This is a genomic window from Sphingomonas sp. CFBP 13733 (assembly GCF_014841795.1).
Taxonomy (GTDB): Bacteria; Pseudomonadota; Alphaproteobacteria; order Sphingomonadales; family Sphingomonadaceae; genus Sphingomonas; species Sphingomonas aerolata.
This window is the reverse complement of record NZ_JACYUP010000002.1, coordinates 1-20,808: the sequence shown is the minus strand read 5'-3', so window position 1 is coordinate 20,808 and position 20,808 is coordinate 1. Positions and strand designations below refer to the sequence as shown.

Here is a 20,808-nt window from a genome sequence, read left to right as displayed (position 1 = left end):
CAAATGTAGACCGGCCGTCTGCCGGATCATGCCATGGATTGAATTTGAGTTCGAGACCGTCAGGACCTAGCGCCGATGGCACCATGCCCGTCCGTAGCCACCGTGAAAATGCGGTCCGCTTACTGGTGCCTGATGTCTGGACCATGCCATCCCCCGCCTATTGCTGCGGTGAGAACATCAGAGCAACATTATCCTACGAGTCAGCGCGCAACGCGAGCAAATCTTGAAATTCGCCCTGCTCAACCGCGCTTCTGTAGTATGGTGCCGCTTACAGGACTCGAACCTGTGACCCCCGCATTACGAACGAAGTCCTTCATTCGGATTTCCAACGTTCTTGCCCGGCGAACAAGAGAGCCCCTCCCCCGCTAGCCCGCAGGAACCCGTAACAAAAAGCGAGCTGCACCGGAAAATCACCGGAGCTGGAAACCCTCGACATCGAGCCTTCGGGCTCAACGCAACCGCACCCGCCGCCACGTCGCAAGTGACGGCCGAATGCCTGCCATCGACTTCCTTCGGGAGCCGACACGATGTCGAATTCACTGCCCGCCGCCACTTCCGCCCGCGCTCCTTCCGGCACGAGCAACATCGCCCGCTCGTTTAACGAAGTCACAACCGGCATCCGCGACCGCGCACGGTCAAACTCGCCAGTGCGCCGCAACAGCCACAATGCCGGTGGGTCCGAGGTGTCCCTCTGGCGCACGCACAACACGTTTCCGAAGACCGAACACAACGCGCGGATGCGCGCGGCCGAAGCGTTTGACCATGAGACAAAGCTACCGGGCAAGCGCAACGGCGCCCTGGGCTCGATCGGCCTCGAAGTGCTGCGCTGTCTGCTTCGCCTGCGCGGCCGTAAAGACGGCCGGCTTGATCCGACCTATCAGTGGATCGCGGACAAGATACACCGTTCGCGTAGCGCCGTTGGTGAGGCGCTCGATCGACTGAAGGCGTGCGGCTTCCTCGACTGGATCCGGCGATGCGTGCCGATCGAGGACGCCCTGCCTGACGAACAACAGAGCGAGCAGATCTCCAACGCCTTCATCCTGCTACAGCCGCCAACGGTGCGCGAGTGCGTTCGCCGCATGCTCCGCAAGCCGAGCGAGTTCGTCCGCGCTGTTGCCGAGAAGCTTGCGCGCCAAAAGAAGCTGGACACCGCGACGGTCGACGACGTGATCGCCGAGGTCCAGAGCCCCGAGTTGCGCGCCATCCTCGCGCGCGTCCGCGCCTTTGTTGATAGTGCAAATCCGCCGAGCGGTCACACAGAGGCCCTGTAAGATCTAAATATAGAAGGAACGCCTATGGCGTGCGCAGTTTGATGCTCCACCCAGCCCCTGAGGCCCCGAACCCAACGAGCCCAACATCCAGCGACCGCGGGTGAGCGTGCCGGCTTGCGCCGTCCCGTGCATCCTGGGGAGGATGCGCAAATCCGGTGCCATTCTGCTAATTCACGTCGCCCCCGTTGCGAGGCCGCGATCTGCACCAAACTGCACCGGCGTATGAGCCCCCCCGAAACCGCAACGCGGCCTAGGACCTGGGCCAGTTTCCGCAGGCCGTTTGATCGCACCTTTTGCGACACGAAAAGACCGCGGGCGAGGCGGGGGGAATAGCGTGTTTAATGGGGTCGCAGGATCGGCCCTCCCCGACCCCGTTCATCGCAATGCCAGCCGCTCGAATTGCGGGCGGACTACAGCCCCCCCCCCCCCCGGGGGGACGATGGTTGTAGGCGGGCCCGCCAATCTCTTAGATCCGGCCATGGTGGATGGCACGAAGATCGACGCGTTTATCGCGCAGCGGCGCGATACTAGCGGGTTAGAATGACCCAGAAGCGGACGTTTGCGGCAGTATTTGCGAACTCCAGATTCAGCCGTTCGTTCATTTTCCGTTCGCGACGCCGCTCCATTTAAGAGCAAATGGCGCAAGACAGGAATTGATAGCGGCTGTCGCGCTCACCGTCTTGAGTCTGCCTCTACTTGGGCAGTTAAAGTGACCAGCCGCCATCCACGGAAATTGCGGCACCGGTGACGAATCCGCCAAGATCCGCGCTCATCCACAGCACGGCGTCGGCGATCTCCTCGGGCTTTCCCAGACGACCGACCGGCTCGAGATCGATGGCTTTCTGGATGTCACCGTTGGTGAAGCGATCCATCATCGGCGTCTCGATGTTGCCCGGCAGGATCGCATTCACGCGGATATTCTGCTTCGCATAGTCGAGCGCGGCTGATTTCGTCAGGCCGATGATCGCGTGCTTGGAAGCGGCATAGGACGATCCGCCCGCCACCCCCCGGACACCAGCCCCCGACGACGTGTTGACGATCACGCCGCTACCCTGACGCACCATCTGCGCAAGCTCGTGCTTCATGCAGACGAACGTGCCACGCAGGTTGATGTCGAGAATCCGGTCCCATTCGGCGAGGTCGATCTCCGCGACCGGCGCCGCCTTGTTCTCGACTCCGGCATTGTTGAAGGCGATGTCGAGACTGCCGAAGGTCTCGATCACCCGCCCGATCGCCGCCTCGACCTGGTCCGGCTTCGACACGTCGCAGGCAAGGACCAGGACCTGTGCGCCGGCGTTCCTGACGGCGTCCGCGGTTTCGGACAGGGCATTTTCGGTCAGATCGAGGATCGCGACCTGCGCGCCCTCGGTTGCGAAGGCGACGGCGGTCGCGCGGCCGATGCCGCTGGCGGCGCCGGTGACGAAGGCGACCTTGCCGGAAAAGCGATGGGGATTGGTCATGGAAGATACTCGCGTTTGATGGGGGGGTGCGACTGTTCACTCGGTTCCGAGCGGCGCGAGATACTCGGCGTCCGTCACCTTGTTCATCCAGGTCACGGCCGAGCCGTCGACCGACTCCTGGATGGCGACATGCGTCATGCCCTGATGCGCCGTCGCGCCGTGCCAGTGCTTCCGGTCTGCCGGGCACCACAGGATGTCGCCCGCGGTGAACTCCAGCTTCGGGCCATCCGCGATTTGCGTCCAGCCTATGCCCTCGGTCACGATCAGCGTCTGGCCGGCGGGGTGCGTGTGCCAGGCACTCCGGGCGCCGGGCTCGAAATGGACGATCGCGCCAGAGACGCGCGACGGGTCGTCGCGTTGGAATCGCCCGGAGATCGTAACCTTGCCGGTAAAATTCGCCTCCGGCCCGTCGACGGTCTTCATCTCGGATTTGCGGGCGATGGTCATGTCGGGAGGTCCTCTTTGGGCTTGAGCGAAGCTGACGGGCAGCAGCAAGGCGACGATCGTGCCGAATTTCAGCAAGCGCATCACGTCAGCACCGGCAGCGCGTCGAGGTGCTTCTCGAGCGTGATCGGATACTCGCGCACGCGGACGCCTGTTGCGTTGTAGATCGCATTGGCGACCGCTGGCGCGACCCCGGTCAGACCCAGCTCGCCCACGCCCTTGGCCTTTACCGGCGAGATCGTTGGATCGACCTCGTCGATGAAAAAGGCGTCGAGATGCGGGATATCGGCATGCACGGGCACCTCGTAGCCAGCGAGATCGTGGTTCACGAAGAAACCGAAGCGCTTGTCGATCGCCATGTCCTCCATCAGCGCCGCACCGACGCCCATCACCATCCCACCGATCACCTGACTTCGTGCGGTCTTTGCGTTGAGGATTCGCCCCGCCGCGCACACCGCGAGCATACGCCGTACCCGGACCTCGCCAGTGTATGCGTCGACCGCGACCTCAGCGAAATGCGCCCCGAAGGTCTGCTGCTGGAACTGATCGGCGAGCTTGGCGAACTCCATCAGGTCCTCGACCACAATATCGCCGTCCTTCGCCGCGTCAGCGAGCTTTACCGACCGGTTACCGCTGCGGACTTGCCCCTCGGCAAAGTCGACGTTGGCGGTGTTGAAGCCGAGCCGCTGCGCGACCGTCTCGCGCAGCTTCATGCACGCCGCATAGACACCTGCTGTCACAGAAGGCGCGCCCTGCTGCCCGCCCGACCCTGGCGTTTCAGGGAAGGTGGAGTCTCCGAGTTTGACGACGATCCGGTCGGGCATGACGCCCATCATCTCGGCCGCGGTCTGCTGGACGACCGTGTAGCTGCCGGTGCCGATGTCCGTCATGTCGGTCTCGATCGTGACCACGCCGTGCCGGTCGAGCCGGGCCCGTGCGCCGGCCTTGGCGATCTTGCCGCCACGGATCGCGCCCGCCATGCCCATGCCGATCAGCCATCGTCCCTCGCGGACCGTGCCGGGCTTGCTCTGGCGCCTGTCCCAGCCGAAGCGCTCCGCGCCCTCGCGCAGGCAGCGGACAAAAGCTCGGGTCGAGAAAGGCTTGTTCGGATTCTCCGGATCGACCTGCGTATCGTTCACGACGCGAAGCTCGATCGGATCCATCTTCAGCTCTTCCGCCAACTCGTCCATCGCGACCTCGAGCGCCATCAGCCCAGGCGCTTCGCCCGGCGCACGCATCGCATTGCCTTCGGCGAGATCAAGCGTCGCCAGCCGCATCCGCGTCAGCCGGTTCGCGCCCGCATACAGCGTCCGCGTCGAAGTGACGGTCGGCTCGGTCCGCCCACCGACGAGGTTGCCCGACAGGCTGTCGTGACCGATCGCCGTCAGCCGCCCGTCACGGCCCGCCCCCAGCTGCACTCGCTGGATCGTCTTGGGCCGATGGATCGTCGTGTTGAACATGATCGGACGTTGCAGCGCGATTTTTACCGGGCGCTTGACCACGCGCGCGGCGATCGCCGCTAGCGCGAGATCGATCTGGACGGTTCCCTTACCGCCGAAGCCGCCACCAATGTAGGGCGAGATCAAGTGAACGTTCTGCTTGGGGATACCGAGGATCAACCCGAGGTCGCGCGTTCCCCAGTTCATCTGCTGGATCGACGTCCAGCACGTCACACGGTCGCCGTCCCATTTGGCTATCGAGGCATGCGGCTCCATCATCGCGTGCGCCTGATCGGGCACGGTGTAGGTCTCGTCGACCTTAACCGGCGCCGCGGCGAACGCTTTGGCGAAGTCGCCGATCTGCTTCTCGTTGGGACCGCCATACTCGCCCTCCGGCGGGACCGGTGCGCTGCCGTTCTGCGCTGCCAGATCAAACTGTCCAGCCGTCCGTTGATAGTCGACACGGACCAGCGCCGCGGCAGCCCGAGCCTGTTCGAAGCTCTCGGCGACGACGACGGCGACCGGTTGATGGTAATGGTCGACTTCGGGCGCGGCGAGCATCTTCTGGACGTAGAACTTGCCGACCCCGGGTTTACCGGCATTCAGATAGGTGACGACCCCGACTACCCCGGGCGCGCGTTCAGCATCGCGCTTGTCGATCGTCATGATCCTGCCCTTGGCAATCGCGGCGCCGAGGATGTAGCCATAGGCAAAGCCGGGTGCGACATCCTGCCATTCATAGGCATAGGTCGCCGTACCGGTTGTCTTCAGATGCCCCTCGTAGCGATCGAGTGGCTTGCCGAGCACCTTCATCCGATCGGTCGGATTGGCGCCTGCGGGTTTGTCGAAGATCATGGCTTCACCTCTGCAAGGACTGCCGCGAGCGTGCGCGTAGCGAGCGGAATCTTGAACGCGTTGTCAGTGGTCGGCCGCGCATCGGCGAACACCGCCTTGGCCATCTCGACCGCGCCCCGCGACATCGCTGCCTCCGCTGCCTCCACCCGCCATGGACGATGGGCGACACCGCCGAACGCAGCGCGCCCGCTGCCGTCACGCTGGACAATGGCGGCGACCGACACGAGCGCAAACGCGTAGGACGCCCGGTCGCGGACCTTACGGTAGACGTGCGTACCGCCGACCGGACGCGGCAACGTTACCGCGGTGATCAGTTCGCCATGATCGAGCACATTGTCGCGCTCGGGTGCGTTTCCCGGCAGGGTATAGAAGCTCGCGATCGGGATGGATCGTGTCTTCCCGTCCGCATGCATGGTCTCGACGGTGGCATCAAGCACGCGCATAGCAACCGCCATGTCGCCTGGATAAGTAGCGATACACGCCTCGCTCGATCCGATGACGGCCAACTGGCGCGAATAACCACCGATCGCGGCACAGCCCGACCCGGGCTTGCGCTTGTTGCATGGTTGGTTGGTGTCGTAGAAATACGGGCACCGCGTCCGCTGAAGCAAATTTCCGGCGGTCGTCGCCTTGTTCCGCAACTGACCTGACGCGCCAGCGACGATCGCGCGGCTGAGGACTCCATAGTCGCGTCGCACCCGCTCGTCGCTCGCCAACGCCGTGTTGCTGACGAACGCACCAACCCGCAGCCCACCGTTGTCTGTCGGTTCAATCCGGTCGAGCTTCAGGTCCTGCACGTCGACCAGATGGTTGGGCGTCTCGATTTCGAGCTTCATCAGGTCGAGCAGGTTTGTTCCGCCCGCCAGGAACCGCGCACCGGGCGTGCTCGCAACCATTTTAGCCGCCTCGGCAGGCGTCGTGGCGCGCTCGTAAGTGAAGCTTCTCACGTGCGCACTCCTGCAATTTCGGCCATTGCGTCGGCAATGTTGGAATAGGCGCCGCAGCGACAGATGTTGCCACTCATCCGTTCGCGCAGCTCGACGCCGGTCGGCTGCGGCGCTGCCATCAGATCGGCCTGTGCATGGCTTGGAATGCCACGCTTGATTTCCTCCAGCACAGAGACCGCAGAACAGATCTGCCCCGGCGTGCAGTAGCCGCATTGGTACCCGTCGTGCTTCACGAAGGCGGCCTGCATCGGATGCATACGCTCCGGGGTGCCAAGGCCCTCGATCGTGGTCACAACATCGCCTTCATGCTGGACGGCGAGACTGAGGCAGGCGTTGATCCGCTCCCCATTGACGATGACCGTGCAGGCACCGCACTGCCCGTGATCGCAGCCCTTCTTGGTGCCTGTCAGGTGCAGATGTTCGCGCAGGGCATCGAGCAGGGTCGTACGCGGATCGAGCGTCAGTCGGTGAGGCTTGCCGTTCACCGTCATGGCGACCTTGTACGTCGGCACAGCTTTCATAGGCGGCGCGGCGTCGGCCGTTTCGCTCACGATGGTGGATACTGCAGCAGTCGTGGCGCTGCTCATCAGCATCTCCCTTCGTGACAATTGGAAAGTCTTACTGGCCATCGGCGATCCTCCTTGGGCGCGCCAACGAGCGCCGCTCAGGATCATTAAACGCTTTCAAACGTGGCAAGTTACCCATGCGCTACTTGATGCAACGATGAATCAAGTTCAGCATGGCATATGCTTGTTACCCGTACCAACCTGACGGACCTTGCCTATTTTTTGGCGATCGCGCGTCACCGAAATTTCCGACTGGCCGGTTTGGAGCTTGGCGTATCAGCCTCCGCGGTCAGCCACGCCCTTAAAGGTTTTGAAGAGCGCGCGGGCGTCCGTCTGATCAACCGGACCAACCGCTCCGTTACCCTGACGTCGGCTGGTAAGGCGCTTGAGCAGTCGGTCTCCGGCTCATTTGCTGACATCGGGTCCGCACTCGAAAGCCTCGATCAGCTTCGTGCCACTCCTGGCGGCAAGATCCGCATCAACGCCGTCGTCGATGCGGTAACGCTAGTTCTCGGTCCCGTGCTTGCCGAGCTGTCTCGCCGCCACCCCGATATCGAGGTCGACCTTGTCTCTAGCAACCGTATCGTCGATGTCGTCGGTGAAGGGTTCGACGCAGGCGTGCGCTATGGTGGCACCGTTCCTGAAGACATGATCGCGCAGCGTCTTTCCGCCGACCTTAGATGGGTCGTCGCGGCATCCCCGTGCTATCTGGACGAACATGGCACGCCAACCCATCCGGAGGAGTTGAAGCACCACCGTTGCCTCGGGGTTCGGCTCGGTGACGACAGTATCTACCGTTGGGAGTTCGAGGGGCCGGAGGGTGACTTTGACGTGCCCATCAAAAGCGCGATGACAGCCGATGACAGCCGATCGACGCTAGCGATGGCGTTGAACGGTGCAGGTCTGACGTTCGGGCTTGAGCAACTGTTTGCCAAGCATGTCACCGATGGAACTTTGCGTCTGCTGCTAACCGATTGGGCAACGACGGGGCCCGGCTTCTACCTCTACTATTCCGGACGACGGCAGCTACCCGCAGGGTTGCGCGCTTTGCTGGCCATAGCGGGTGAACTAAAGCCGCTTGGCTGACGCATACGCATGGGTTCCAGCTATTCAGCTCCGCCCCGTCCTAAATATCACCCTTGGTCAGGTGACAGGCAAGACCCAGTTGCGGACGTTCGCGGCCGCTTTCGACCTTCCGAACTTCGGACATTCATTCATGTCCATCCGAAGTCCGGCGTATTTGAGTGATCTGCCACTATCTCAGCAGGCGAGCAGGATTTCCCGCCACGGTCGCACCAGCGCGAACATCGCGCGTCACGACACTGCCTGCGCCGACGATCGCATTGTCGCCGACGGTGATGCCGGGCAGGATCAGCGCACCACCGCCTATCCAGACATTGCGTCCGATGATGACCGGCCGACCGAACTCAAGCATCCGGTCACGCTGGACCGGATCGCGCGGATGATCGGCCGTTAGAATTTGCACACCCGGACCGACTTGCGTGCCCGCACCGATCCGCACTGACACGACATCGAGTACCGTGCATCCGAAATTGAGGAACGCGCCCTCGCCCAGATCGATGTTGAAGCCATAGTCGCAGTGGAAGGGCGGCCGGATCGTCGCACCGCATCCGGCGTGCCCGAGACCTTCTACCAAAAGTGCATGGCGCTCCTGCGCGGTGGCGGTCGCGGCGCGGTTGTAGCGATCGCACCACGCAGCGGCGCGCGCCGCATCCTCGACGAGTTCCGGGTCGTCGGCGATGTAGAGCTCGCCCGCCAGCATCCGTTCCTTCTGGGTCATCATGATCAACTCAAGTCGTGAAGGTCCTTACCGAGCGGCGCGGTGATGCTGAGGTCGGAGAACAGTACTTCCAGTCCCGCGCGTTCGGGCGTGCAGGCCATCGGCCCGACCTGATAGGAGGACGCGATCGGAAAAGGCGCGAGCCTGACCAGCGGCCAGGTCTTGCCGTCCGCCGAGACCTGCAAACGCAGGACGCCCTTGGCGACGGTCGCGCGCATCCAGAAATCCTGCGCGTCATGCTCGTAGGGGCCGGTTGCCCAATCGGACTTTCCATCGGTCAGCACGCTGCTCAGCATGGCGCGCCCGTCGGACAATTCGATCCCCGCCTTGACCCAGCGTCGTTCGTCGACCCGCACCATTATGCCGGCCTGATCGTAGAGTTTCTGATACTGGCCGCGAATGCGCAGCTGGGCGGTAAACGCGGCAGGCGCGGTGAAGCCGAGGAAATGACCGCTGTCCCGGGTGAAGCCGTAATGCGTCTCGCGCCAGAAATCGCTGCCCTTGTCGGTGACGAGCGTCAGGTCTCCGCCGGGTGCGGCTTTCCAGGCCTTGGGCGCATTCAGCCAGCGACCGTCACGGCGCCCAAGCGCCGAGATTGCCGGGCGCTGCGCGGTCGCGACGCCGGCATTTCCCGCGATCGCAAGCGCCGCAGCACCACCGATCACCGCCCGCCTGCTCACCCGATCGTGCGTCATAGCCGCTGCCTTCCAATTACCTTCGATGTTGTGTACATATGTACACATGCCAAGATCGAGGTAAAGAGGCGATGACTCAACAGACCCGGCGCAACGATCCGGCACGGCGGCAACGCATCATCGATGCGACACTGGCGGTCATTGCCGATCACGGAACCGCGGCAACGACCCACCGCCGCATCGCCGAGGCGGCGCACGTGCCGCTCGGTTCGGTCACCTATTATTTCGCGACCCTGGAGGACCTGCTGACGGCAGCCTTCCTGCAACTCGCCGCCAAATCCTCCGCGGCCTTCCGCGCCCGCCTGGACGCTGCGACCGACAGGGCAGCGGCGTGTTCGGCGGTCGTCGACATCATCGCGAACCAGGTCTGGGCGGAACCCCGCACCCTGTTGTTGAGCTACGAACTCTACGCCTTCGCGGCCCGGCACCCACCGGTCGGCGCGGTTATGCAGCGCTGGATGGACAGCAGCAGAGAGTCCTTGGGGCGCTTCTTTGACCCGCTCACGGCGCGCGCACTCGACGCGCTGATCGAGGGTATCGGCATTCACAATTCGATCGATCGCGCCCCCCTCGACCGCGATGCGATCAAGACCATCGTCGAGCGGATTGCCGCGTGTTAGCCGGTCCGATCCATCAGGCTGCCCCAGCGCAAATGCCGCCACCGTCAGGATCAAGCCCAAGCGTATGGGGTCACCGCCGCATGACCGCAATCGATGCCCCTTTCATGCGCGCGCCGCTTCGAGCTAAGGCGCGGCGCGCAGGAGATTATTCATGAAGACAGCGCCGGTTGCCCTTCTCTACCAAGCGCTTCCACCACCGTTGATCGGCGGACTGCGAAAGGACGCAAAACCGGGCGGATATTCAGATGGCGGCGCGGACATTGCTTTCGCCTTGCAGACGGCTGGGGTGAATATGGTCACGCCCACCTCCTCGCCAGACCCTGCCAGGGCACTCGACTGGGTCTTCCCGGACACGGCCGAGGGCATTCGTAGCGCGGGCGCAGCCGGCGCATCGGTCCTGTGGGCGAACACGGTCTTGTTTGAAGGGCATCCGCTTGAGGCTGCAATGGTAGACTTCGACATCGTCGGGCAGCTTCCCACGGCAATGCAGGCGTTCGACGACAAGTTCCAGACCAACGTTCTCCTTGCCGAGGCTGGTCTGCCGGTAGCGCAATCGTTTCTCTTGTCCGGCACGGCAAAGGAGAACGTCTGCGCGCTGGCCGACCTCGAGCACGCATGCGCGTCGCGCGGCATGTCCTTTCCGATGATCGTCAAACCGGTGCGCGGACGTGGCAGCCAAGGCGTCACCCTGGTGGAAAGCCTCGGCGACCTGCGCGACGCCGCGACTGCCTTGATCGCAGCCGCCACCTTCGGCGACATGCTGATGGTAGAGGAGTTTCTCGGCGGTGACGAGATGACCGTCACCCTCATGCCGCCCGCGTCCCCGCGCCCGGACGGTTCGCGGGCACCGACGCACTGGGCCTTGCCGCCCGTGTACCGCTTCGATCAGCGCGCCGGAATAGCTCCGTATAACGGCGACGTTCCGGTCACCGCCAACAGCATCGCAATCGCTCCCGAGCGACTACACGATCCGGCCATCGTGGCGATGATCGGCAGCTGTATCTCAGCAGCCGCGCTCGTTGACGCGCGCACCGCGATCCGGATCGATTGCCGGGCCGATCGTCATGGTTTGTACAAATTGTTCGACCTTAACATGAAACCCAACATGACGGGGCCGGGCCGCCCGGGGCGCGAAGATCAGGATTGCCTCTCAGCGATCGCCGCCCGCGCCGAGGGCTGGAACTACGTCGATCTCTTGTTGGCGATGCTTGCTGCCAAATGGAGGGTCCAGCCGCTGTAGGGAGCTTAGCTAAGAACGTCAGCTACGGGGCGGGAGTACCTGCCCATGCTTCCGGTCAGACCCACAAGCGGCCACTCAGTGCATTCGGTCGGCTCCCCAACTTCTACCATTCGTTCAGGCTGGCTGATGCCCCCCTTTCGCAGGCGGGTAAGTTAGCTGGACTTCGTGAGGTGGAGGTGGATTTCGCACCAGCCTCGTCGGATCGTACCACCAGCGTACCATTTCTGTTCACAGGTCCTCGCCTGCCATACAGCCTCGCCGCTCGAAGGTCATCGACACCGAACGAGACGTCAGAACATCAACAAGGGAATCTCTTCCATGAATATGAAGCGGCCCGTAATCAGACATCCATGAGCGAACCTTCGATGTCCGACAGTGTGCGCTTTTATAGACCGCGGCTGATGCCCGGGGTCGAGTTGGTCTCAGTCTGCTACCGCGAGCGCAGCTTCCCGGAACACAGCCATAGCGAGTATGTCGTCGGAGCCGTCGTCGCGGGCGCAGAAACGCTTACCGTGGCTGGACCATCAAACCGGGTCGATACCGGCAACGTTCTGCGACTGCACCCTGACGAGGCGCACGCCAACGCGACGATCGGCCCCGACATCTTGCGGTACGACGTTCTCTACCTTCGCGAGGACACGATCCGCCCCTATCTCGATCGCGGTCGCCACGGTGGGGCCCTCCGGTTTCAGATGCCCGTGTCCGACGATCCCGCCTTACTCGCGGCCGTCTCTGCCGCCCACGCTGCCTTAGGCTGCGATCTGTCAGGACGAATGGAACAGGAGAGCGCGCTTGCTGTCTTAGTGCAGGCGCTCGCCGTTGAAAGTTGCGGCGTTCCGGACACTAACGAATCGCAGCCCGTCCACGCGGCTCGCATCATCGATGCGAAGGCGTACATCGACGCGAACTATGCAGACGGCTTTGGCCTGCACGATCTCGCCAGGCTGAGCGGCCTCAGCGTCTTCCACTTCACGCGCAGCTTCAAGAAGGCGGTCGGGCTCAGCCCGCTCGCTTACCGCAACCAGCGACGAGTCACGGAAGCGAGGATGCGACTGCTCGATGGGCAACCGATCGCGCAGGTGGCGCTGGACATGGGCTATGCGGACCAGAGCCACCTGACCCGTCAATTCCAGCGCATCGTCGGCGCGTCGCCGCGTCGCTACGCACAGCAATAACGTTCAATCCGGCCGCACCCGCGACGGCTAGCATTGGCTCCACTCAAAGGAGGTCTGACCGATGCACACTGCTCCAACCCGCCGCTCGCTGCTCAAGGCCAGCGCCGGCCTCCTTGCCGCCCAGACCTGGCCGTTCGGCGTCGGGGCAGCCGAACCGCCGCATGATGTCACCTATGCTGAGGACTTTGATGAACTGTGGCGGACGCTTGGTGAGCGGTATTGCTACTTCGGCGAGAAGCAGACCGACTGGGCTGCCGTGCGCGCGCTGTACCGTCCACAGGCGCTCGCCGCTGGCTCGCGCGATGACTTCGCCACCATCGTCGACCGCGTGCTCGGCGAATTGTACGATGCGCATACGCATCGGGGCGACGCGGCCGACGGCACCGCCCGCCTGCCCTACTACGACCTCTGGGTAGAGCCCCGCAACGGGAACGCGCTCGTGACCAGCGTTCGGGACGGGTCGGCTTCGGCAGACGCAGGAATCGTGGCCGGTGATACGATTACCGGCGTTGATGGCATACCTGTCGCTGCGCGAGCCGAAGCGTCCATGCCGCGTTGTCTGAGCCACCCTGATCCCGCCGCCACTGCCTTTGCGTTCAATATCGCGGTCGCCGGAAGACGCGGCCAACCACGTCGGATCACGCTGCGCAGCGCCAAAAGCGGCGAACGAGCAGTATTTCTGCCATTGAAGAACATGCCCAGGCTGCCGGACGTTGAAAACCGGCTGCTTCCGGACGGTTATGGCTACATCGTCATTCGCAGCTTCTCCGACCAAGCGGTGATCGACGCATTCGACGCTGCGCTGCTTCGATACCGTGAGGCGCCGGGATTAATCATCGACGTGCGCCAGAATGGCGGAGGCGATACCGCAGTTGCGCGGCCGATTATGGGACGCTTCATCGCGATGGAAAAGCCGTACGCCCGAATGCGCCGACGCGACGGCGACCATTTGAGCGATCCATGGACCGAGGTCGTCGACCCCCGCGGTCCCTTCACCTACACCGCGCCCGTCGTCGTTCTCACGACCCGCTGGAGTGCCAGCATGGCTGAGGGCTTTCCGATGGGTATGCGTGGGATCAGGCGCGCCTCCATTGTTGGCACGCCGATGATGCGCCTTGGTGCCGGAGTATTCCCGCTACACCTGGACCGTACAGGCATTCAACTGCAATACTCAGCAGAGCCGGTTTACGACGTGCATGATCGCGCACGCTCGCTCCTTGTGCCCGATGTCCTTGTCTCTCCTACCGACGATGCTCTCGCCGCCGGCATAAGAACGCTGGATATGAAGCGGAAAGCATCTTCGTAGGCCGTTGGCTGGCGAGGCCGACCCACAAGTCGAAATTCAGCCACCCCTTCCCGCTCCCCAACTTTGGACGTTCGTTCATCGTCGCGAATAATCAGCCTGATACCCCGGCCATCCACTGACGAATGTCGTGCTCTGGACAAAGTCGACCACTATGGCATCTTTGGTTCGCCGTATTGATCCGGTACGCGCAGTGCAAAGAAAACGGTTTCCGCCTCACTTCTCGTTAGGCGATGATGGTGGTGAGATTAACGTCATCATCAAAGACATTGGTTGGGCAGGAACGGAAAATGAGGCTTATTGGTCAACGCTGGGAATTCCAGATCGGTAACACCATGGTCGAGGTGGATAACGCGTACAGCTGGACACTGTGGGGACAAGAACGCCTGCTAGTGAACGGAGAGCAAGTTCACGCCAGCAACGGCAGGATGCGGTTTTCACAGAAATACCGCGAGCCTTGGCTCACGCCATTCGGCGATGGTGAATTAAAGGTCTGGCTAAGAAGCACCGCCACCCAAATACGGTGCAGCGCGTCTCTAGACGGTGAGGAAGTACCGGCGACTGCCATGTATGCCACCAACTGGCAGGGACCGGCAGGTAGCTGGCCGACAGAAGACAAGTGGGAGAAGCAGCTGCCGGGGGTCGGTTTGGCAGCGAACTAAAGCGATCGGAATGAAAAGTCGCTTTTATGGAATGGCTTCGCAGTCGTACCTCTAACGTTCGGATGTGGGCGCAATCAGACGTCAATTTGAGCTGAGTTCGTGCTTTCAACTATCACATCTCCGGCATGACTGTGGCTCCCACGACCCACATCCGGCCATTCAACGCGCCCGAGGCGCTGCCCCAAACCGGACGTTCGTTCAGCCTTCCGATTTTGGCGTTACCTGGCTGGCTGCTGATTGACTGATTCCGGGAAACCGACGGCTCTGGGTTGCCCTTCGTTTCTATGACGGTCGAGGGGTATAATGCTGGCAACCGGTCACCCGCCTCGGTCGATCGCCGACTGCTTGTCCACGGTTGGAAAACAGCTCAACCGACGCTCGTTGCCGGTCCACTCGCGCTAAAGCGCAGCCTTTTTCTTAGCTACTCGGCGCCGCCGGCTAACTGCGACGTTCACAGTCTTGGGCCTCTGACGATCCATCACGCCACTAGCGCCAAGACGGACTTAACTACTTCCGTTAAGTTGCGTTGACAGATCGCGGCGCACGACTATGGTGCCTATCAGATGGACATCGATTTCGAAGATAACCGCCTTGCGATGATCGAAACGGCAGCCGCAGCTGATACGCGGTTGCCGGTTGCTGTCATCCAATCCGCGCGCCATCGCCTGTGCGTTCTGCGAGCAGCGCCGGATTTGGAAACCGTGAAAGCCTGGAAGAGCCTTGAGTTGCAACATCGCTCGGAAACGGCGGAGCACCTGGTGATGCTGTCGCCCCAGTGGGCGATGGTCGTGACATTCATAGAAAAGAATAGTGCCATGACTGCGATCGTGAAGAAAATGGAAGAGCGACTGCGGGGGGCGGCGTGATGGCGAGCGGTAATCAGGTGGCAATTGATCCGCCGGGCATGTTCATAAAGTTGGAGCTTGAGGCACGCGGCTGGTCGCAACGCGACTTGGCCTTCATCCTCGGGCAGACCGAGCAACAACTTAATCCATTGCTGTCCGGCAAGCGCGGGATTACACCCGATATGGCGCGGCTTCTCGGTGATGCGTTCGGCACGGCGCCTCAATTCTTTCTGAACCTGCAAGGGCGCTACGACCTTCAGAACGCCAAGGAGCCGGATCCGGCGGTCCGCACCCGCGCGGACCTGCAGACGCACTTCCCCGTGCGTGACATGATTAGACGTGGCTGGATTCAGGACGGCGAGGCGTCACTCCTTCAACTCCAGATGGACCGCTTCTTCGAGGTCGCAAACGATCCCGATGCGGGACCGGGCGACATCGCCTTCGCCGCCAAACGGACCCATTATGACGAGACGCCGCCTCACCAGCTGGCCTGGGTGTTCCGCGCGCGCCAGCTTGCCCGACAGACCACGGTCGAGGCCTATGCGGCGGACAAGCTCGAAGAACTTCTCCCCAAGCTCAGGTCTCTGATGGTTGATCCCGAAGCGGTCGCGGCAGTCCCTGGACTGCTGGCCAGCGCCGGAGTCCGTTTTGTGGTGGTCGAGGTTCTACCCAATGCGAAGATCGACGGTGTCTGCACATGGCTCGACGACGCGTCTCCGGTGATCGGCATGTCGACGCTCTATGACCGGCTCGACAATTTCTGGTTCGTACTGCGCCATGAGATCGAGCATGTGCTGCGCGGGCATGGCAAACAGTCAATTGGAATGGTCGACCATCTTGTTGGCGACAATATTGGCGACGGAAAGGGAGAAACGGACGAGGAGGCCATTGCCAATGCGCAAGCTGCCGAATTCTGCGTGCCGGTCACGAAGATGGCCTCCTTCTACGCCCGCAAGCACCCGTATTTTTCGGAGCGCGATGTACTCGGCTTTGCAGCACTCATGTCCGTCCATCCGGCAATCGTGGTCGGGCAACTGCAAAAGCGGATGAAGCGCTACGACTATCTGCGCAAATATCAGGTCCCGGTTCGCCGGCACCTGCTTAAGAACGCGGTCGCCGATGGCTGGGGCAATCCGGCCGAGGCCCATTTGTAGGACAATCCGAATGGCGAAATACAGCGAACAGATGCAGGCGATCTTCGAACGTTTTAGGGCGACGGTGAACCCTGACCCGGTATCTCTCGACGAGGTTGCGGCATGGGCGATCGACGAGGGCCTGTTCCGGCCCGGCCCGCGCGATGTCGCGAAACTTTGCCGCGACGCACTGGCAGATAGCCTGCGCCAGGAGAAGCGGATAGATGCCAAAGGGCGAAAATATCGCACGAAGCATTCGGTGCGGACGTGGATTGGAGGCCAGCAATTAAGTCTGTGGGCCGATATCGACACCGCGCCACGCGACTTTCTGGAGAAATCCTTCGCTCAGCGCCGCCAGTCGATCGTCGGCGACTGCTTCCAGATCAAACAGGACGTCGATCACTTCAACGACGAACGATCGGGCGAGAAACCGATTCAGATCATTCTCGACTTCACCGAGGACGTGGCCGAAATGGAAGCCGCCCAGCATCGGGATCTGGGCGACGAGGAGGCGGCTTGATCCGGCCGTCCCGCTGAGCGGAACAATCCTGAATAGCGCAAAGCACCGGTAGCAGTCGACTATAGCCCGTCGTTCGCCACTCAGTTTTTGCATGGCAGTTTCTGACGCAACTGACCATTCGCCAAGCGCGATAGCCCATTGAGTGCTGTTGAGAGTGACAGCAGGTCGAGCTTGGAACTTGCGGACTCGAGGAGTGAAGCGAATTGATGAAGTTCGACGAGGCGATCGCAGACAGTGAGCAGTTCAGCAAGCGGCACCTGCTGCTAGGCAACGGCTTCAGCATAGCGTGTCGGGCCGATATATTCCACTATGGGTCGCTATACGATCAAGCCGACTTCTCGGCCGTGCCCGAATTGGAGCAGGTTTTCGCGGCCTTGGGGACCAAGGATTTCGAGGCGGTGATCCGCACACTTGAAAGTTCGGCGACCATCTTGCCCGCCTATGTGGCCGATGGCGGGGCGGCGCCGCAGAAGATGCTCGATCACGCGGCGATGCTGAAGGAGATTCTGGTTCAAACCATTGCCGGCAACCACCCGCCCATTCCGTCCGAAATCCCCGACGAGAAGTTTGACGCCTGCCGCCGGTTCCTGTCCCACTTCCTGTCGGGTGAAAGGGCGGGCTGCGTCTTCACGCTGAACTACGACTTGCTCCTGTACTGGACCCTGATGCACGAGGACCCGTTCTTCGGCGCGGCCGTCAATCTCGCCAAGAACGACGGCTTCGGGAACGACGAAGACGAGCCGGCCGCGGAATATGTCGTCTGGCAGGGTGAGACGAACGCTCACAGTGCCAGCGTCATGTTCCTGCACGGGGCGCTACACCTGTTCGATTCTGGCAAGGACCTGCTCAAGTACACATGGGTGCGCAAGGGCGTGCCCCTGATTGACCAAGCCCGCGCTGCGCTGGTCGCAAACAAGTTCCCACTGTTCGTGGCTGAGGGTACCAGCGCCCAGAAGAAGGCTAAAATCCGGCACAACGCCTATCTCTATCAGGGTCTGAAGCAGTTCACCGCCAATGTGACCAAGGGACCGCATTGCTGGTTTATCTTCGGTCATTCGCTGGCGGCGAACGACGACCACATACTCACCCGCATTGGCCGTGGCAGGTTCAAGAAGCTGTATGTCGGCCTCTACGGCGATCAATTGGAGGTGTGGAACCAAGACATCATCGCGCGCGCAAACTGGTTGAAGGGTTTGCGCCAAGACAAGTGGGCGCTGGAGGTCGAGTTCTACGACGCCGAAACCGCGCAGGTATGGGGCTGATCAGGCAGCATCTGTGCCGGAAGGCGGCGACTGCCGTATCCGGGATCAGGTCCATTGCTAGCGCAGTTAGCTGTCCTAGCTGCCCGGCTGATTGATGCCGAAGAAGGCGACGGCGGATGCGTGATCGCGGGCCGCTTGGCAGGCCACACATATGCGCACGCTGGGCATCGCCGCGTGCCAGCGCGTCCGTATCGGCTCGCCGCATGCGTAGGATTCATCGGCGCTCTAGCCAATCGGCATACGGACACGGGCGACGGACATGGCGTCACCGAGCATGTCGTCGATCTGATCGAGCACCGCGCCGTCGGGCACCCAGCCGTTCGCGATTTGCGTTCCGAAGCAAATGCCCGGGGTCTGATATGGGGATCTTGGGGATGATCGCCAACATCGTCGCAACCCGAGATCACTGTTGGACCTGCATTGCGACGGCGTCTGCAGCCCGGGCAATCGCCTCGTCAAAACTAGTGTATTGGACCGTCTTGCGAATCGCCGGCAGGCCAAGCGCCATCAATGAGACGATGCCTCGTCCGATCTGGAGTTCGTGCTGGCTGTCATCCGGATTGCGGTACTGGACCTCCCTGACGCGGTTGATGCCGAGATCGCCGATGAGCATGACGACTGGAATTCCCGCAGCCTCCGCGATCTGCAGCTCGATGCCTAGGCCGGTGGACGGGAAGCTCGCGTCCGCCACGACAAGGTCAGCATCTTCGACCATCCTGCGATCCCAGTCATAGCAAAGTCCTGCCTGGTCACCCGCCGGCTTCAGGGCGAGTTGGGGGTCGCTGTCGACTAGGGCGTAGCGCACGCTCGTCACGCTCAAACTACTGCGCAGCTTGGCAGCCAGCCCGTGCAAGTATGAAGTATAGTCGGCGAAGACGTCACGCGGTACATGAGTCAAGCCGCAAGCGATGTATATCTTCATGATGAAACCTCTCAGTTCGGTACCCTGACGTTGGGGATCATGATCTGATGCCCCGTCATCTCACAGGCTATTTCGTCTAGAAACTGGGACGGCGACATGGCTATGAACTCGCTGAGCAGCCAATTCTTCGGTCCGTCAAGATACGATCTGAGCTGCGAAGGAGTGTAACGGCAAATTTCGCTCAATCGGTGCATGGCGATCAGCATCAACGTGATCGGGCTTCGATCGATTGTGCTCGCGCCGGTCGTCTTTAGGTACCACAGGGTGTGCGAACCGTTGATGTAGTGGATGACCCGGCGGATCTCCGCATTCAGATCACTCAGCGAGGCGAGTTCTGCGTCGGTCGGACGGCCGGCCGCAGCCCAGTGGATTGTGCGGGTCGACACGATGGCGGGCGGGCCTCCGACAACCTCCGCGACTTCTGGCGGCAGGCGCCTCCTGTAGATGCTCCAGTTGATGCCATCACCAATCTCGGCATGGAGCGAAACCTGTCCAGATGCCGTGTCCCGCTTGAAGATCGCCCGTCTGAGCGGGATGAACCGCTCTGGCTTGTTGGAATAGCTCAGACAGCAGGTGCGATGCACGCACACGACGTTGTACAGTATGTCCTCGAGGCTGTGGACGCGGGCAGCTTCGATTTCCGCGAAGTAGGAGGCCATCGCAGGCACGATGCCGTTCTGCTTAATCTTGATCCCCTCATTGCTGAGGACGGTTTTGCTGTTCGGCCCGCGCATCCTGTTGCCGGACACACCGTGATAAGGATTGAACGCGATCGACTTGGAGGCGAGAAGCGCCTTCGCGGCGTTCATAAAGCAGTAGTACAGGACCAGAGGCGATGACTCGATCGGCAACCCCTGCGCCGCGCAATGGAAGTTTCTCGCCTGCCTCCAGTAATGTTGCGCCTCTTCCTTCTTCTCTCTTCGGAGCCATAGATCGACATAGTCGAAGGGGTCCAAGGTGAGCACGGTCTTCATCCGGAAGTTAGATCCGATGACTGCCTTTGTCAGCGCAATTGACTTCGTCCCGATATTAATCTGTTCAGATGACACCGATCCCCCCGCCGCAAGCTATCCTGCGACGGAGTTCCTATTACGCAACCTCGCAATTGTCTCGGTGCATTTGCCGCTGCCACAAGCAACCGCTGAATGTCCGTTTCTGGCGAGAGCTGCCGCGCGAACCATCCGTCTGCAAAGGCAGCATCGTCCCAGCCGAAGCCATTCCAATTGAGTGGCGGCTGCCGAGATCCTCGCAAAGCTGACGGGCGGCAATCAGGAAGCGTCCGAAGCTGGTTCTACGACCGCCATGAGCCGCGGAACTGCCGACTATGTGCTCCTGAATGAAAGTCGGCTTACCTCGGCTCGTCGCTCCAAACCGGTCAGTCCGGTTTCCACCAAGTCGCGACGTTCGGAACGGCCGAAGCTGGTGGTGAGCGGACCGTCCGCTTTCGGGGGCTAATAGGAAAGTGACGCTGTTTTAGCTGCCTTCCTTCCGGCAACCAACAAGATCAAAAAATTGCCTATCGAGGAAGGCGGTGTCTTTGGAACCCGCCGCGTCCCGGAAAAGCATATGAGCCGGAGGAGGTTCTCCCCGCTTCGGAACGTGATTGATCAGATTATACATGATATCGGTTCCGATATATTGCCTGTTT

20 protein-coding genes are annotated in these 20,808 nt (G+C 61.8%); 11 read left to right on the top strand and 9 right to left on the bottom strand.

The features are described from left to right. Nucleotides 1-527: 527 nt before the first annotated feature. Complete coding sequence (locus IFT71_RS04310; RefSeq protein WP_192139321.1) at nt 528-1,271, top strand: replication protein A; 744 nt, start codon at nt 528-530, stop codon at nt 1,269-1,271. A 704-nt stretch (nt 1,272-1,975) separates the two neighbouring features. Here IFT71_RS04310 and IFT71_RS04305 read toward each other — a convergent pair. From IFT71_RS04305 to paoA, 5 genes are all read right to left on the bottom strand, one after another. After that, nucleotides 1,976-2,731, bottom strand: a complete 756-nt coding sequence (locus IFT71_RS04305; RefSeq protein ID WP_192139319.1) for an SDR family NAD(P)-dependent oxidoreductase — start codon at nt 2,729-2,731, stop codon at nt 1,976-1,978. Nucleotides 2,732-2,767: 36 nt separating this feature from the next. After that, complete coding sequence (locus IFT71_RS04300; RefSeq protein ID WP_197976038.1) at nt 2,768-3,178, bottom strand: (R)-mandelonitrile lyase; 411 nt, start codon at nt 3,176-3,178, stop codon at nt 2,768-2,770. Between the two features lie 80 nt (nt 3,179-3,258). Further along, nucleotides 3,259-5,469: an aldehyde oxidoreductase molybdenum-binding subunit PaoC gene (gene paoC / locus IFT71_RS04295; RefSeq protein ID WP_192139316.1), complete on the bottom strand. Its 2,211-nt coding sequence runs from the start codon at nt 5,467-5,469 to the stop codon at nt 3,259-3,261. Beyond that, a complete protein-coding gene (locus IFT71_RS04290) occupies nt 5,466-6,416 on the bottom strand; it encodes an FAD binding domain-containing protein (RefSeq protein WP_192139314.1) in 951 nt (316 codons plus the stop codon). The genes paoC and IFT71_RS04290 overlap by 4 nt, the downstream gene beginning before the upstream one ends. Then, nucleotides 6,413-7,045 carry an aldehyde dehydrogenase iron-sulfur subunit PaoA gene (paoA, locus tag IFT71_RS04285; protein WP_192139312.1) on the bottom strand — a complete coding sequence of 211 codons (633 nt, stop codon included), beginning with the start codon at nt 7,043-7,045 and terminating at the stop codon, nt 6,413-6,415. Before paoA ends, IFT71_RS04290 begins: the two co-directional genes overlap by 4 nt. A 117-nt stretch (nt 7,046-7,162) precedes the next feature. Here paoA and IFT71_RS04280 point away from each other — a divergent pair, with 117 nt between their 5' ends. Then, entirely contained in the window at nt 7,163-8,068 is a 906-nt protein-coding gene (locus tag IFT71_RS04280) for a LysR family transcriptional regulator (protein WP_192139311.1), read from the top strand. A 169-nt stretch (nt 8,069-8,237) separates the two neighbouring features. Here IFT71_RS04280 and IFT71_RS04275 read toward each other — a convergent pair whose 3' ends face one another. After that, nucleotides 8,238-8,786: a sugar O-acetyltransferase gene (locus IFT71_RS04275; protein ID WP_056420915.1), complete on the bottom strand. Its 549-nt coding sequence runs from the start codon at nt 8,784-8,786 to the stop codon at nt 8,238-8,240. 2 nt (nt 8,787-8,788) lie between these two features. Beyond that, nucleotides 8,789-9,478, bottom strand: a complete 690-nt coding sequence (locus IFT71_RS04270) for a DUF1349 domain-containing protein (RefSeq protein WP_192139309.1) — start codon at nt 9,476-9,478, stop codon at nt 8,789-8,791. A 71-nt stretch (nt 9,479-9,549) separates the two neighbouring features. On the opposite strand from IFT71_RS04270, the gene IFT71_RS04265 reads away from it, so the two are divergent. From IFT71_RS04265 to IFT71_RS04225, 9 genes are all read left to right on the top strand, one after another. Next, nucleotides 9,550-10,098: a TetR/AcrR family transcriptional regulator gene (locus IFT71_RS04265; RefSeq protein ID WP_192139307.1), complete on the top strand. Its 549-nt coding sequence runs from the start codon at nt 9,550-9,552 to the stop codon at nt 10,096-10,098. A 151-nt stretch (nt 10,099-10,249) separates the two neighbouring features. Continuing rightward, the gene (locus tag IFT71_RS04260; protein WP_192139305.1) at nt 10,250-11,338 is read left to right on the top strand and encodes an ATP-binding protein; all 1,089 of its coding nucleotides are present in this window, start codon (nt 10,250-10,252) and stop codon (nt 11,336-11,338) included. Between the two features lie 350 nt (nt 11,339-11,688). Next, nucleotides 11,689-12,513: an AraC family transcriptional regulator gene (locus IFT71_RS04255; protein ID WP_192139303.1), complete on the top strand. Its 825-nt coding sequence runs from the start codon at nt 11,689-11,691 to the stop codon at nt 12,511-12,513. A gap of 61 nt (nt 12,514-12,574) precedes the next feature. Continuing rightward, nucleotides 12,575-13,819 (top strand): S41 family peptidase, encoded by a 1,245-nt coding sequence (locus tag IFT71_RS04250; protein WP_192139301.1) that lies wholly within the window; start codon nt 12,575-12,577, stop codon nt 13,817-13,819. A gap of 287 nt (nt 13,820-14,106) precedes the next feature. Continuing rightward, the gene (locus tag IFT71_RS04245; RefSeq protein ID WP_192139299.1) at nt 14,107-14,478 is read left to right on the top strand and encodes a hypothetical protein; all 372 of its coding nucleotides are present in this window, start codon (nt 14,107-14,109) and stop codon (nt 14,476-14,478) included. A gap of 563 nt (nt 14,479-15,041) precedes the next feature. Then, on the top strand, nt 15,042-15,344 hold the full coding sequence (locus IFT71_RS04240) for a hypothetical protein (RefSeq protein WP_192139297.1): 303 nt from the start codon (nt 15,042-15,044) through the stop codon (nt 15,342-15,344). Then, nucleotides 15,344-16,477 carry a HigA family addiction module antitoxin gene (locus IFT71_RS04235; protein WP_192139295.1) on the top strand — a complete coding sequence of 378 codons (1,134 nt, stop codon included), beginning with the start codon at nt 15,344-15,346 and terminating at the stop codon, nt 16,475-16,477. Before IFT71_RS04240 ends, IFT71_RS04235 begins: the two co-directional genes overlap by 1 nt. A 10-nt stretch (nt 16,478-16,487) precedes the next feature. Next, on the top strand, nt 16,488-16,976 hold the full coding sequence (locus IFT71_RS04230; RefSeq protein ID WP_192139293.1) for a hypothetical protein: 489 nt from the start codon (nt 16,488-16,490) through the stop codon (nt 16,974-16,976). Between the two features lie 206 nt (nt 16,977-17,182). Beyond that, nucleotides 17,183-18,238, top strand: coding sequence for a DUF4917 family protein (locus tag IFT71_RS04225; RefSeq protein ID WP_192139291.1), 1,056 nt, complete (start codon nt 17,183-17,185; stop codon nt 18,236-18,238). A gap of 403 nt (nt 18,239-18,641) precedes the next feature. Here IFT71_RS04225 and IFT71_RS04220 read toward each other — a convergent pair whose 3' ends face one another. Together IFT71_RS04220 and IFT71_RS04215 are read right to left on the bottom strand one after the other, a co-directional pair. Continuing rightward, nucleotides 18,642-19,160: a hypothetical protein gene (locus tag IFT71_RS04220; RefSeq protein WP_192139289.1), complete on the bottom strand. Its 519-nt coding sequence runs from the start codon at nt 19,158-19,160 to the stop codon at nt 18,642-18,644. Nucleotides 19,161-19,171: 11 nt separating this feature from the next. Continuing rightward, nucleotides 19,172-20,134, bottom strand: coding sequence for a YaaC family protein (locus IFT71_RS04215; protein ID WP_192139287.1), 963 nt, complete (start codon nt 20,132-20,134; stop codon nt 19,172-19,174). Between the last annotated feature and the right edge of the window lie 674 nt (nt 20,135-20,808).